Here is a 15,143-nt window from a genome sequence, read left to right as displayed (position 1 = left end):
GGACATTCATGCCGCACGAGTACGTCTCAGCGCCGGTAAGATTCTTTAGAATGAGACGCTCGCAAGTAAAAGTTTGCTCGTATGAGGCGGCTTTTCGCTTTTACAACAATAGGTTTAAATTAACTCATTGTATTTATTGGCCTTATTGGTTGGTATTAAGTTTGCTTTGTATGCTGTTCATAATGTTGTCTACCTGAACGGTAACCATAAGGACTTTGATAATGCCAACGCTCAACTTGAATATTCATATCGATGGGTTTGAACACGATACTCTACGCGTTATCGAGTATTCAGGCAGTGATAGCATATCAAGTTCCACTGACCGTAATGGCGCGGCGTGTAACGGGTTTCGATTCGAGTTTAAGCTCGCTAGCAGGCAATCCGATCTGGTGCCAAGCGACATCATTGATCGCGCAGTCGACTTCGAATTGATACAAGATGGTCAGGTTGTCCAGCAACTCAATGGTATCGTGCGCCAATTTGGTAAGGGTAATACCGGGCATCATCATACGTTCTACCAGTTAACCATGGTGCCAGCGTTAGAGCGCCTATCTCTGCGTCGTAACTCTCGACTCTTCCAGCATAAAACGACCCCGGAAATTATCTCAATCCTACTTCAAGAGATGGAGATCGTTGACTATGCGTTTGTCTTAAAGAATGAATATGTGCAGCGAGAATTTGTCGCTCAATATCGAGAGTCTGATCTTGATTTTCTACATCGATTGGCCGCAGAAGAGGGCCTGAGCTATAGCTTTGTCCATGAGCAAGGCAAACACACGCTACTCTTTACTGACTCAAATGATGGCTTAATCGCATTAGAGCAACCCGTCCCTTACATTCATTTGAGTGGCGGGATCGTTGAGCAGCCTTATATCAAAACTTTCTCGACCCAATCAACAGTCGGCGTCAGCCATAGTGAGCTTCAAGACTACAGTTTCAAAAAGCCAGCGTATGACTTTGCGCAGCAACAGCAGGGTAAAGAGTTGGGTGCTCAGCGAGCGGATGTTTATGAACATTTCGACTTTCCAGGAAGGTTTAAAAGCGACGCTTTAGGTCAGCAGATCAATAGGGCTCGATTAGAGCTTTTGCGTCGAAATACGCGAATTGCGCTAGGTGAAAGTAACCACGGTTCGTTATTGTCAGGTAAAAAGTTTCAGCTACAAGATCATCCTGACGCTACGGTAAACCGAGAGTGGATCATCGTCTCTAGCCATCATTTTGGTACACAGCCTCAAGTACTGGAAGAAGAAGGCAATACTGGAGAAACCACATACTTTAACCATATTGAAGTGATTCCCGCAGACACAGTTTGGCAAGCGCAACCATCGCCTAAATCTAGCGTTGATGGCCCAATGATCGCAACGGTAGTAGGCCCTGAAGGGGAAGATATCTACTGTGATGACCAAGGCCGCGTAAAAGTCCACTTTGATTGGGATCGTTATTCAAACGCTGATGAGCACAGTTCGTGCTGGGTTCGAGTTTCTCAGGGATGGGCAGGGGCGCAGTTTGGTAATGTAGCGATACCAAGAGTAGGGCAAGAAGTTATAGTCTCTTTTCTTAATAGCGACCCTGATCAACCGATCATTACTGGTAGAACCTACAATGCGGTCAATATACCCCCGTATTCTTTACCTGATCACAAAACCAAAACAGCAATAAGAACTGAGACCTATCAAGGCCAAGGCTTTAATGAGCTGAGTTTTGAAGATCAGGTAGACCAAGAACGTGTTTACCTCCATGCGCAAAAAAACATGGATGTAGAAATTAAAAATGATCATGTGACCAAAATTGAACGTGATGATTACTTAAAGGTTGAAAATGACAGCTTTGAACTGACTAAAAACAATCGTCACACAACGGTTCAAGGTGAGTTGCGAGAAAAGGTCGTTGCCGATAAATCTGTAACTATTGGCGGTGCACTTCAGCAAAAAGTGAAAAGTAAAACCGCCATCGATGCAGGTTCAGAAGTACACCTAAAAGCGGGTAATAAAATCGTTCTCGATGCAGGTAGCGGCATCACCATCAAAGCTGGTGGAAGTTTTGTAAAAGTTGATGCTGGCGGCGTCCATGTCGTTGGTCCTGCAATCAATATGAACTCAGGCGGAAGCGCAGGCAGCGGCAGCGGATTTGGCGGTTTAGCCCCGGCAATGCCGATGGGGTTAGAGGCTTTGGCTGCGCCGGAGGAGGCAACTCCATTACAGATTACGTCAACACAAAATGCAATGAGCCCTCTATTGAAAAGTCGACAGGTAGAGGCTTTAAAAGGGGTGGATCCAGTGTGCGAAGTCTGTGAAGAGCTAAGTAAAAATGGATAATTTAAACGAATCGTTTTTAGAAGCTGGATTTGGCTTTGAGCTGAAGAAAGATGAGCAACTATACCTTGTTGTCGATGGGGCGCAAATTGAGGGATTAGCTTCAAAACTTTATGCCTTAAATGGCCCACTCAATATAGAACCTATCTATATGAAGGCGCCTTATGACCAGCTTATCGATGTTTCCCCCTATATTGTACAAGCTTCAAAGAGTGTTCAGGATTGGTTTTTTGAGCTCAATAATCCATTGGCTGGGTATTTTATTTCCTCGAGCAAGGCTCTAGATATTATCTGCGAAAATTATAGAAAGCTGATTATTGCAGAGTCGCCATACGGGAGTCAGATTTATATCAAGATGGCGAACTCGGAATGTGCTTGGGTTTTTTATGCTACCCAAACACCTCAGTTCTGGAATGAAGTATCGAAAGTATGGATTCCGACTCGTAAAGGTTGGAAGACCGCAAAGGCTCCAGATTTAGAATTTCATAGTGAGCAACTAAAGGTTTCTGACGAACAATGGGCATTGCTCGGGAGAGTTTCTTGGGATACGACGATTGAGAAATTATCCCAGCATGTTTTGAAGTGGTTTCCAGCCTTATTAGACAACCAAACCGATAGTACATCTTGGGTCAACCAACATGCTTTAACAGCGTATGACAAAGGTTTTACTTCGGAACGTGCCCTCTTAATGTATATGAATATTATAGGTTTCTTGGGGGAGGATAAGTTCCGAGACCCAGAGGTTTATCCGGATATTTATCAATTAATCGAAATGCCATCTCAGCGAACGCCATCTCAAAGGATCGAAGCAGCTTCCGATCTAGCCCTAGCTTACTCAAATCAAAAAACTAATCAGGAGAAACAAGTATGAGCAATCCAAATGATGACGCTAAAACGGGTCAGACAAAAGATGCTCAAGACCCTGCTGGTACTTGTTCTCTTAAAAAAAGTAGAATTCAACTAATTCCGGTTAGATACGGGTTGGTTGAAACGCTATCAGCAAAGGAACACACTACATTACCTTTTGAGACTCATTCTAAACCTTTAGGAATTAGGTTACTCCGCGATGGCTGGGTCTACGTTTTGGTAAACACTGATGGCCAGTGGATTCTTCACGAGTATCGAGTAGAGGCTGGGAAAATCACGAAACTACTTTGGCAAGATGCTGAAGTAAATAGTGACGAACGAACGAATTCGATCGGTGACGCTAACTTAGTATTCGAACGGCGCGATGTGATTTATTGCTCCTATTCTGAGCTTCAATGGACAGCAAAAAAATGTTCTCAAGTGATAGGCTCAGATAAAGATAGATTGCGTTTTATGCAAAAGGTAAACCTATCAAGTTTTGATGCGGCTAACGGTGGAAAAGACCTGCTGGCACCGAAACAAGCATCGGAGGTTATTGCAGAGTATTCGGAGCAGCTAGGTAACCATAATAATGACGTAGAGTACAAGCCTTATGAGTGGGAACATAAGTCGCTATTTAAAGAAACAGATTTCACAGCTATCAATAGTTCTGTTCTCGCTGAATATCAAGAAGATCACCTTTACTTAGTTCTTAATGATGACATAGGTGTCTTAAGAGATTTGGCAAGTTACCAAGGCTTAGTCGCTAAGTCTTTAGAGGATTGGCAATCAGATGAGCAACAGTATCAAAAATATGTAGAAGGCTGCTACATCGAAACCCAGTTGCAGATTTCTCCAGAAAAAGTTGATGCGTTAGCAGTTATGATAGGGAATGAAAAGTTCAGTAATGAACTGAATTCAAGTCAAAAAGAAAGCGTAGTCGCTTGGATACAAGAGTACGACGACAAATACCACGATTTTAGCCGTCCCTCTGTTGGAGAGAAATATCGGCTTATGGAGCGGGCTCTTGGCTCTGAAAAAATGGAGAAATACAAAGATCTTATCCATGATATCCAAGAGCAATTTGCCAATGACCTATACGGAGTTCCTGTATGGAAGATCTGGAATGGTTCAAATGGAAAACAAGGAATTAAAGGTGTAATTAATCAGGCAGAAATGGAGGATTTTCTTAAGCAAGAAAGAGAAAAACTTGCTTATTGGGATGAGCGGCTTAATGCAATTTCTCAAGACCGAATAGAGCTATTTCCCCGTTTTTACTCCGCTGCTTGGTACTTTGATTCGACCACAGACTCACAGTTGGAGGAGCTGTTAGCGGCTGAGTACAGCTGTATTCAAGATATATGCTGGAACGATGCGGCTAGCCAATTAGTGGCTGAAAAATTAGAGGAAATGCCTTGGGTCGCAACTTACCGAGCTCTATTCACGAAGTCAGTTGATGAATACGACAAATTGACAGAAGCTATTAGTAAGAAAATCAATGAAGCGAAGCTTATTGCGAAGTATCAAAAAGATCTCGCGGAAATTAACGCTATTGGAATAAGTCTGAATAACATCATCAATGATCAGCTCGGGTCGCCTCATGAATCAATCCAAATGAACGGTACACTGGGTAGTTATTCTCAACTTATTGACTCAACGTTCACTCCTGCTAATACCATTGGTCTAACAAATACAATTGACATGTTCTTTCAGAAAGTAAGCCATGTTCAGGAGTTCAACCCTCACGAAGTGTTACGTGGCTATACTGGTGCTGCGTGGCTAGGAGTATTGAAAGCTTACAGGAACAGTGATATTACACTTGGCTTTGCTAGTGAAGAAGAGTTTCATAAATTTAATTCTCTTACCAAACAAGCGACTAAAATTCGCAACGAAAATACATCGTTAAAAAATACTATGCGTCAAGTATGGGCAGATCATCGAAAAAAAGGGCGAGCTGGTCAACCAGACTTACATGAACTTAAAGAAAGTCACAAAGCTAATCAACTTGAACTATCTAAGCTTGAAACTAAGATTCATAGCTCTATCTCCCCATTAGGTGACGGTCCAGAAAAAGCTGGTTTTTACATAAAGGGACTTACTGAAGCTCAAAAGCTTGATGTTAAAGTCCTAGCTTCGGATTATCGTTCTATAAAAAACGTTAACATGTTGAATAGTCTAAAAGTTTGGGATGGACTGGGAGCAATGATAGCTGGCTTTGCAGTTTATAATGCTATTAGTATTTATAACAGGCAGTTGTCAGCATCTACGCAGAATATAAACTACACATTATTGTTTAAAGAAACTACTACTGCACTAAGTGCGATTTTTGGTTTTGTTCAAGGGGTGAGGGAAGGATACGATAAAGCTGCGCTCAATAATGTCAGCCACTCTAAATCAAAACTGCTATATGGAGCGACTTTAGGTCGTTGGAGTGCGACACTTGGTAGCATCGCATACTTTTTTGGGCTATCAGCATCAGCAACAAAAACATATCAATCAGGATTGTTATTATCCGAAGCAATTAAAAAGGGCGATATCGCAAGTTCATTGAAATATGGTACTGACGTTATGGCTGAGACAACAATGACTTTGGTTAACGGAGCTGGTTTTGTCCGAGCTACGAAAGTTGGTTGGGCAGTAATGAATACAGACAAAGCAGCAAGCGCTGCTATTTGGGCGATGAACAGTGACCGTCTGCTATCGATTGGACTAAGAGTCAACATGATTGGTTTGATTGTGTCTGCGGTGCAACTTGGGGTTACCGCTGGGTATAACTACTTTAGCTTGTCTGACTATATGCAATGGTTTAGAGATAGCCTTTGGGGGGATACCCCAAAAAATAATTCTCTTCAAGTAAGTAACGAGCAACTGGCTAAAATAAGTTCTAAACCAACTATGTCAATTAAACAGCTTCCAAAAGGTAATGCTCTTTCATTGAAAATGCCAGGCATTACTATCAATGAACTTGATGATGCCGGAATTGAAATTGCAGTTTATTGGCTTGTTGATCAGCAAAGAAATAACTGGAAGCCTTGGACTGAAGCCGCTGGGCAGCAATGGGTCTGTTTGAGCCCACCAAATGAGCCACTTGAGATCGGACTTCCAATTTTCCCACGCGAAGCGAATGCTCAACATGGTATCGGCGTAGAATTACATTATCTTCCAACACCGGATTCATCAGAAAAAACGGTCGTGCGTTACCAAACTACAAGTTTAAACCGGCTTGGGCTTTTGAGTGAAGTTGGTATGCTAAAAGTAAGAACCATTGTACACGATAACTTATTACCGCTAACGACAAATCAGCTGAAACTACAAGGTGCATAGTGTGGCTAAAGAACAAAGCGTAGAACAGGATTTTAACTTAAACGACCAGCGTCCTCTTGTAGGTGAGGTGCGTAAGTTCCCTCTTGGTGAAGCTCTATTCTTTTCTCCTAAACCATTGCCTTCATCCAGAGTTAGCCCTAATGGCTTAGGTGAATCAAATCAAATATTGGAAATCAACGAAACTTATATGGATGTAGGCCAAGCTAACCAAGGAAAGGCCTTTCAAGTTCAATTGATTATGTTCTGTATAATGCTCGGTGTGATGGTGGTTACATTTATATTCTTTGCTGGGGCATTCGCGGCGAATGAAAGATTTGGGGGCTTTCTTAAAGCACTACTTGCAGGCGTTCGGGATGATGGCCTAATCATTGGTTCGATATTGTTGATCCCCCTTTTTCTTGGTTGGTACACAATTATCCAAACATCTTTAAAAAAATCTCGTCAAAAGCCCATCCGTTTCAATCGGCAGCGTAGAGAAGTTTGTTATTTCGATGAGTGCAATAAAAAAACAACAATTATTCCTTGGGAGGAAACAGTCTCATGGGTATCAATGCATAAAGGTTTTACTGGTAGTGCTATTGTATCTAACGTCACTTTTGGTATGGCTTTCCCCGACTCGACAGGTAAAGACTATTGGATGTTTAAAAGGCCTGTAGGGATTATGGAAGAAGGGCAACGTTCGTGGGAAATTATTCGCTGCTATATGGAAGAAGAGCCTGAATATTGGGCCCAAAAAGCTCAAGATGAAAATCGACAATCATTTGATGAAAGTCGTTTGCAGATAAAGCAGAAGTTTAAAAGCGGGTCTAAACCTATTTTTGCTATGAGTATGTCAGACCCTACTGCCTCATACTTTAATATGTTTGGCTACTACATGTTTAATATTTTATGTCTGTGGAAGTTACCTTACTTGGTTTCAGAATGGGACAGCAAAATATCGATGGCTAAATTCCCTAAAGAAGTCGATGAGTGGTCTAAAGCAATACCCAAAGAAGAATGGGCTAAACCAAGCGAAGAATTACGTAAGCAAAAAGCTGCGGCAGAAGCGCATTATGCTGCAGGAGGGAACTTAACTACTCTGCAAAAGCTTGTTGCGTAGATGCAGGTTAGTATTACCAAAAGAGGGAGCAGTTTGTGGTTGCTTCCTCTCTTTCTGAATCATCAAAACCTAACCACATTCTCCACACTACCCACACCCTCAATCGACACTTTCACCACATCACTATTGTTCATCGCTTTAGTCTTTCCCGGTGTGCCCATATAAATCAAATCGCCGGGCTTTAAGGTAAAGTGCTTGCTTAGGTAGCTGACCACTTTTGCGGGGCTATGAATCATATTTCGAGTGTTTTCTTGCTGTACTACTTGGCCGTTTAGGCGAGTGGTGAGTTCTACATTATTGTAATCCACACCCACGGCAATGCTACTGCCGATTGGGCCAAATCGATCTGAGCCCTTAGCTCGAATCCATTGTAAGTCACTGCTTTGCCAGTTGCGTTCGGTGATGTCATTGCCGACAGTTACGCCGAAGATCGCTTGCTTGGCCTCTTGCTCTGAAGCGTTTTTAACCGTCTTACCAATAACGATTACAAGCTCACCTTCAAAATGAACATTAGTAGCACCTTGCGGGACGTTAATCGGTGCACCTGAAAGAGTTAATGAAGAAGGTAGTTTAGAAAATATTGGGGGCGGTTGATTCGCCGGAGAGGCCAAATGGCTGGCGTAATTCATCCCGACGGCGAATACCTTTTCTGGCTCAGTCGGAACCAATAAGGTAACCGCGTTTAGATTAATCGTATGAGATGAAATCGCTGTTGAAGAGAACAAATCGCCTTGGAGCGGATAGATTTTATCGTCAACTAGCTTGCCGTAGCTGACTTTGCCTAAGTGCTGATAACGAACGTAATGAGTGATTTCTGCATAAGCTAATGACGGGAGAAAAGGGATAAAACAGATGAGATAACGCCATAAATTCATGGATGAGCTCCTTGGTTGAACCTGTAAGTATATCTTATCTATCAGTGAGCTAGCGAGTGTATTACGTGACCTTCAATCTAACATAACGGTGAAGAGTTTAGACAATTGGTCGATAACTTAGGTAATATATTCAGTACATTGATTGCTCAAACGTCATGTTATGAATGATAGAGCTATACTAAAGGGATGACCTGCTTCAAATATGCAGTGTGGAATGGGATTAAGTCTATGAATGACGTTGAACAAAAACGCAAGTATTACCGATTAAAGTATCCTAAACGAGCTAGGCCTTTCGTTCGATTCGGTGATGAGATGTTTCAGGTGACTGAAGTATCGGAAGGCGGCATTAGAATGGTCTCTAATAACTTCACCAATATGTATAAAGGGCTGACCGTAAAAGGTGTACTGAACCTTAATGAAGAGAACGTCGTCGAGGTTGAGGGAGCTATACTTCGTTTCGATAAGGATGAAGTGATCGTCCAATTGAAAAAAGGCCCGACATTTAAAATTATGGTCGATGAGCAACGTTTTATTCGTACCAAATATCCTTCGTTTTTTGAAAAATTAAGAATTGAAGCGGCATAGTCAGCGCTACGTACAAACCCACACTCAGTTCTGACGAACTAAGGCTCCTTTACGGAGTCTTTTTCTTTTCGGGATATAGATCTTGATGTGAGAAATCATACGCTAACTGTTAGACAATAGAACCATGATGGAAAAAGGTAGATCGCAATCAATGGATAAAAGCGCCTTATTACAACAGCTGTACTTGAGAGAGTGTCAAACCAAGGAGTTGGTGGATATACCACATATACCTTCGGGTTTGGTGAATTTGCCAGAGTATCAGCGTTGGTTAGACACCAAGCGTAATATTGAGATTGAAGATGTAGAGAACACTCATTGGATAAAAACTTGCACGGGCGGCTACATTACTGAGTTAGTTTTTCATAGTGATGGAACACTCGAAGAGTTTCGATTGTTTGATCGTTTTGAAACTACGGGGTATTGGAAACTGGACGATGGTGTGTTGCTCGTTGAAATCCACAAAGGTTCAAACAAGTACAACTTAGCCGTGATTGGCAATGCGGATATCAATATTCACTCTGCGGTAGAACTGAAAAATGATGAACTGCATTCGTACCTAAAGCTTGCGCAAATAAAGTAAAAAAGAGGCAGCTTTCGCTGCCTCATTGATATTAAAGAGTAGTCTTTTTGACCATGCCAGCTTCAGCGTGGCCGGGGATATTACAAGCAAACTCGACCTTGTTATCTCCGTGGAAGTGCCACAGAAGTTGCTTCGCTTTACCCGGCTTGACCGTAACTGCGTTGCCAGAGTCGTGGGCATGGTGACTCATCGTCTTCATCATTTCACGATGCTCTAGCTGCTCTTTCGCTGAACCAATGGTGAACTCGTGGTCAATCTTACCTTTGTTCATCACAACGAATTGGACAACATCGTTTGGTTCAATCTTTACCTCTTTCTTAAACTTGATAGTCATATCATCATCTAAGATTACGTGAACAACTTTGTCTGGTTTTGCTCCTTTAGCTGGCATACCAACATCAGACATACCTTCCATATTCATCATAGAATGGTCCATCTTATTATTTGACATGTTGCTGTGATCCATAGAGCCATGATCCATTTCCCCGTGGTCCATACTGCCATGGTTCATCTTGCCGTGATCCATGTTTGCGTGATCAGAGTTCGCGTAAACTGCAGTTGTCGTCAGAGAAAGCATGATTGCAAGTAGTGTTTTTTTCATTGTTCTTCCTTACCTAGTAGGCGAAATAATTATGATTGGGGAAATTGATTCCCCAATGTGTTGAGTTAGTTGTGTGTTGATTGATTTTGAGACTTAAGCTCGCGTTGTTTCCACAATTTGAAAATTGCAGGTAGCACGAGTAGGGTAAGCATCAGTGCTGAAGCCATACCGCCGATCATTGGCGCTGCGATACGCTGCATAACTTCAGAGCCAGTTCCTTCCCCGTACATAATAGGGATCAAGCCGATAATCACGGTAAGAACCGTCATCATCACTGGGCGCACACGAAGCCCTGCACCTTCTCGAATCGAGTCAGTCAAATCACGGGTTTCGAGTGCTCGATTGCTTTCCTCAGCCTTAAGTTTGGTGTAATGCCATGCTTGGTTGAGGTAGACCAACATGATTACACCTATCTCCACGGCGACACCTGCTAGGGCAATAAATCCAACCCCGACGGCAATAGAGAAATTATAGTTAAGGTAATGCATTAACCAGAGACCACCGACCATAGCTAACGGAAGAGTAAGCATGATGATCATTACTTCGCCCACGCGGCGGAAGCTGAAGTAAAGCAGTAGCATGATGATGGCAATGGTAATCGGCACGACGACGCCTAAACGTTCTTTAGCGCGCTCCATATATTCATACTGACCTGACCAAGCTAATGAATAACCCGCAGGGAGGTTGAGTTGCTCGGCAACGGTCTGCCTTGCTTCTTCAACGTATGAACCTAGGTCTCGGCCATCAATGTCGACAAATACCCAGCCATTAGGGCGTGCGTTCTCTGTCTTGATCATAGGTGGGCCGTCTTCGTAACGGATATCGGCTACGTCAGCGAGTGCGATACGAGCGCCATTTGGAGTGACAAGTGGCAAGTTCTGTAGTTTGACCACAGAATCACGGTAGTCTTGCGGGTAACGAACGTTGATTGGGTACCGTTCTAGTCCTTCAATGGTTTCACCCACGTTCATTCCGCCCACGGCTGTAGAGACCACTTGCTGAACATCTTTGATGCTTAACCCGTAGCGCGCGGCTGCACGGCGGTTGATATCTATAGTGACATAACGACCACCTGCAACGCGCTCAGCATAAACTGAAGCAGTACCGTTAATCGCATTAAGAATAGGCTCAAGATCCGAACCAATCTTCTCAATCACTTTTAAGTCAGGGCCAGCGATTTTGATACCTATAGGCGTTTTGATACCTGTCGCAAGCATGTCGATACGCGTTTTGATTGGCATAACCCAAGCGTTGGTTAGCCCCGGGAATTTGACGAGTTCATCAAACTCTCTGCGCAGGGATTCTGTTGTGACGCCGTCACGCCATTGGTCGCGTGGTTTCAACTGAATCACAGTTTCGATCATAGTCAGCGGGGCAGGGTCCGTGGCTGTTTCGGCTCGGCCAATTTTACCCCAAGCGGTTTCCACTTCAGGTACGGTCATGATCAGCTTGTTGGTTTGCTGTAGAACCTCACGCGCTTTACCAATCGAGATGCCCGGATACGTGGTCGGCATGTACATTAGGTCGCCTTCGTCTAGCGGTGGAATGAACTCGCTACCCATTTTAGTGGTTGGGTAGTAAGCCGAAGCCATTAACACTAGGGCAAGCGAAATAACACTTTTCGGATATTTCAGACTTAGATTCAATAAAGGTTTGTACAGTGACACCAACCCTTTGTTGATCGGGTTTTTGTTCTCCGGTAACACGTTACCGCGAATGAAATAACCCATCAGCACAGGCACTAGGGTAATCGCTAGACCGGCAGACGCTGCCATCGCATAGGTTTTAGTGAAGGCGAGAGGAGAGAACATCTTACCTTCTTGACCTTCTAAGGCGAATACTGGCACGAAACTCAATGTAATGATCAGCAGTGAGAAGAAGAGCGGTGCGCCCACCTCTTGAGCTGCATTACCGATCACCTGCCAACGGTTTTTATCGTTGAGAGGAGTCCGTTCAATATGTTTATGCACGTTCTCTATCATTACGATCGCGCCATCAACCATGGCACCGATGGCAATTGCGATACCCCCGAGGGACATAATGTTGGCGTTAATTCCCTGCCAATGCATAACAATAAATGCCGAGAGAATACCGACAGGCAGACTTAACGCGATCACCAGTGATGAACGAATATGGAATAAGAACAGCGCACAGACGATAGCAACCACGATGAACTCTTCAGTCAGCTTCTTCCATAGGTTTTCAACGGCTGAATCAATCAGTGTTGACCGGTCGTAAGTCGCGACAATTTCCACACCTTCTGGCAAGCTGTTTTGTAGTTCGCTGAGCTTGTCTTTAACTTTGGCAATAACCTCACTGGCGTTTTCCCCAAAGCGCATCACAATGACACCACCAACGGCTTCGCCTTCACCATTAAGCTCTGAAATACCACGGCGCATTTGTGGGCCAAGGTTGATGTCAGCAATATCGCCAAGTAGTAGTGGTGTACCTTGCTCGGTCACTTTCAGTGGCAAGGCTTTTATGTCTTCAATACTGGATAGATAACCTGTGGTACGGACCATATGTTCCGCTTCAGCCACTTCAACCACCGATGCGCCACTTTCTTGGTTACCGTTTTGAATCGCCATATTGACCTGTTGTAGCGTTAGGTCATACGCACGCAGCTTAGCTGGGTCAATCTGAACTTGGTATTGCTTAACCATACCGCCAACAGTGGCGACTTCTGAAACGCCATCAACGGTTTGCAGCTCGTACTTCAAGAACCAGTCTTGTAGGCTACGAAGTTCGGCTAAGTCGTGTTGCCCAGTTTTGTCTTGAAGCACATAGCTGTATACCCAGCCCACACCCGTCGCATCAGGGCCGAGTGTCGGCTTGGCACTGGGTGGTAAATTAGGCGCAACCTGACTTAAGTATTCCAGTACGCGTGAGCGAGCCCAATACATGTCGGTATCATCATTAAAGATGATGTAGACATAGGAGTCGCCAAAGAACGAATAGCCACGGACTGTTTCTGCTCCGGGTACCGCGAGCATAGCAGTGGTCAGTGGGTAAGTGACTTGGTCTTCAACCACCTGTGGCGCTTGACCTGGGTAGCTAGTCTTGATGATAACCTGTACGTCAGAGAGATCAGGAATCGCATCAACCGGCGTGTTCTTGATGCTGTATAAACCACCGAATACCAGCGCAATGGTCGCAACAAGGACTAAGAATCGATTGTTGATCGACCAGCGAATAATCGCATTAATCATACTCGGTCCTCATCTAACTCAAGTTGTTTCAGGATGTACTCAGAACCTTGTTTCTCGATTAGAAACCGAACTTTTTGGCCTTCTTCAAAGCCTGATAGGTTGATCTCTTCGCCAACAGAGAAATTCAGCTCACCTGAATCCCAATCCCACTCAGTTACCGGTAAGTGGTTTAACGTGATCATGCCAAAATCGGCCATCAACATAGAGATGTCGCCAGTTGCCCAAACTTCTGCAACGATGGCGGCATCACTGATTTTGTAGTCAACGATCTCGTATTGGCCTTGTGGTGTTTTTTGCATTTCGAACTCAATCGCTTGCCCTTGAGCAAACGAGTTGAAATCCACTTCATCTGCAACATTGAAGTTCATCACCATGCCCGGCCAGTCCCATTCAGGTACCGGTTGATGGTTGATGGTCAGCATACGATGCCCTTGCATTACATCGGTGATCTCACCTTTGGCCCAGGCAGTTTCTGCTGGTGGTTCGATGCCGTTGATGCGCGATAGATCTGCCGATTGACTTGATTCCGAGTCGAGCATGAAATGCGCTGAAGTAACGATTTTCTCTCCTGCTTGAAGGCCACCTAATACTTCGATTTTGTCTCCAGCTTCTCGACCGACTTCGATGCGCGCTGAGCGATATTTGCCGTCACCTTCAGCGAGCACAACACGAGTCATTCCGCCTGAACGGATAACCGACGAGCGAGGAATTGTGAGTACTTGTTCGTTACTAACAGGGAGCAATGCGACGTTAGCAAACATATTCGGTTTGAGTTCACCGTTAGGGTTAGGGAACTTTAAACGGACTCTTAAGGTGCGCGTTTTTGGGTCTAGAATCGGGTAGACGTAATCGACTTCACCTGTCCAGTTTCCACCCGGAATGGCGTCTAAGGTCATTGAAGCTTGGCTCCCTTTGCTAATCCAATGAGACTGGCGCTCAAAGACCTCCGCATCTACCCAAACTTCGCCGAGAGGGCCAGCACTGATTACAGCTTGCGCAGGTGATAAGTAACCGCCTTCACGAATGTTTAAACTAGCGATAATGCCATCTGCCGGGGCTTTAATTTCGATAGTCTGAGACGCTTTGCCTCGACGTGTAATTGCGCGTATTTGCTCTCTATCTACGCCAAGGGTTAACAATCTATCTGTTGCGCCTTTGATCATGCCTTTACGTTGAGTTTTATAGGCACTGAGCAGTTCTTCTTGGGCTTTGACTAATTCAGGAGAGTAAAGCGAAAACAGCACTTCACCTTGGGATACTTTCTCGCCGACTGCGTTGATGTTGAGTTTTTCAACCCAACCCGAAGCGCGGACGTTGGTCTGCCATAATTGGCTTTCATCAAAGGCAATGTAGCCAACGGTTTCAATGCGAGGCGATAGGGCTTCTTTTGTCACTGAAGCGGTTTTTACACCCAAATTGTTTTCTACCGCTGGGTCAATTTTGACTGTTCCCGGCTTATCATTGTCACCGTTTAGGTCAGACGCATAAACCGGAATAAGGTCCATGCCCATTGGAGATTTTCCAGGCTTGTCTCGCTGGTAATTTGGGTCCATTGGGGCCACCCAATACAAAGGTTCATCTGAACTTGCTGCCGCTTCAGATGAAGCGCTTGGCATTGCATGTCCAGCGCCTGATAAATAGAAGTTAGCGCCGTAGCCAATAGCACCGCCCACCAATAACGCAAGCGTCGCAACTTTAAATGTACTCATGTC

Annotated in this window: 10 protein-coding genes; 6 read left to right on the top strand and 4 right to left on the bottom strand. The window is 44.2% G+C overall.

Annotated elements, in window-relative coordinates:
* The first annotated feature begins 221 nt into the window (after positions 1–221).
* From tssI to ACHUFZ_RS02005, 4 genes are read left to right on the top strand one after another with little or no spacing between them, the layout of a single operon-like run.
* On the top strand, positions 222–2,315 hold the full coding sequence (gene tssI, locus ACHUFZ_RS02020; RefSeq protein ID WP_394125653.1) for a type VI secretion system tip protein TssI/VgrG: 2,094 nt from the start codon (positions 222–224) through the stop codon (positions 2,313–2,315).
* On the top strand, positions 2,308–3,183 hold the full coding sequence (locus ACHUFZ_RS02015) for a DUF4123 domain-containing protein (protein WP_394125652.1): 876 nt from the start codon (positions 2,308–2,310) through the stop codon (positions 3,181–3,183). The genes tssI and ACHUFZ_RS02015 overlap by 8 nt, the downstream gene beginning before the upstream one ends.
* On the top strand, positions 3,180–6,482 hold the full coding sequence (locus ACHUFZ_RS02010; RefSeq protein WP_394125651.1) for a toxin VasX: 3,303 nt from the start codon (positions 3,180–3,182) through the stop codon (positions 6,480–6,482). The genes ACHUFZ_RS02015 and ACHUFZ_RS02010 overlap by 4 nt, the downstream gene beginning before the upstream one ends.
* Before the next feature lies 1 nt (position 6,483).
* On the top strand, positions 6,484–7,581 hold the full coding sequence (locus tag ACHUFZ_RS02005) for a DUF6708 domain-containing protein (RefSeq protein WP_394125650.1): 1,098 nt from the start codon (positions 6,484–6,486) through the stop codon (positions 7,579–7,581).
* Between the two features lie 62 nt (positions 7,582–7,643).
* Here the strand turns inward: ACHUFZ_RS02005 and ACHUFZ_RS02000 are convergent, their stop codons facing one another.
* Positions 7,644–8,456 (bottom strand): fumarylacetoacetate hydrolase family protein, encoded by an 813-nt coding sequence (locus ACHUFZ_RS02000; protein WP_394125649.1) that lies wholly within the window; start codon positions 8,454–8,456, stop codon positions 7,644–7,646.
* Between the two features lie 228 nt (positions 8,457–8,684).
* Between ACHUFZ_RS02000 and ACHUFZ_RS01995 the strand changes: the two genes are divergently transcribed.
* Together ACHUFZ_RS01995 and ACHUFZ_RS01990 are read left to right on the top strand one after the other, a co-directional pair.
* The gene (locus tag ACHUFZ_RS01995; RefSeq protein ID WP_134833668.1) at positions 8,685–9,041 is read left to right on the top strand and encodes a PilZ domain-containing protein; all 357 of its coding nucleotides are present in this window, start codon (positions 8,685–8,687) and stop codon (positions 9,039–9,041) included.
* A gap of 151 nt (positions 9,042–9,192) precedes the next feature.
* Positions 9,193–9,621, top strand: a complete 429-nt coding sequence (locus ACHUFZ_RS01990) for a hypothetical protein (RefSeq protein ID WP_394125648.1) — start codon at positions 9,193–9,195, stop codon at positions 9,619–9,621.
* 31 nt (positions 9,622–9,652) lie between these two features.
* On the opposite strand, the gene copI is transcribed toward ACHUFZ_RS01990, so the two are convergent.
* The 3 genes from copI to ACHUFZ_RS01975 form a co-directional block, all read right to left on the bottom strand.
* Positions 9,653–10,222 carry a copper-resistant cuproprotein CopI gene (gene copI, locus ACHUFZ_RS01985; protein WP_394125647.1) on the bottom strand — a complete coding sequence of 190 codons (570 nt, stop codon included), beginning with the start codon at positions 10,220–10,222 and terminating at the stop codon, positions 9,653–9,655.
* A gap of 65 nt (positions 10,223–10,287) precedes the next feature.
* A complete protein-coding gene (locus tag ACHUFZ_RS01980) occupies positions 10,288–13,431 on the bottom strand; it encodes an efflux RND transporter permease subunit (RefSeq protein ID WP_394125646.1) in 3,144 nt (1,047 codons plus the stop codon).
* The gene (locus ACHUFZ_RS01975) at positions 13,428–15,140 is read right to left on the bottom strand and encodes an efflux RND transporter periplasmic adaptor subunit (protein WP_394125645.1); all 1,713 of its coding nucleotides are present in this window, start codon (positions 15,138–15,140) and stop codon (positions 13,428–13,430) included. The genes ACHUFZ_RS01980 and ACHUFZ_RS01975 overlap by 4 nt, the downstream gene beginning before the upstream one ends.
* Between the last annotated feature and the right edge of the window lie 3 nt (positions 15,141–15,143).

Source organism: Vibrio hepatarius (genome assembly GCF_043642085.1).
GTDB lineage: Bacteria > Pseudomonadota > Gammaproteobacteria > Enterobacterales > Vibrionaceae > Vibrio > Vibrio hepatarius_C.
Note: the sequence above shows the minus strand (reverse complement) of the source record. Positions and strands in the feature narration are given on the sequence as shown.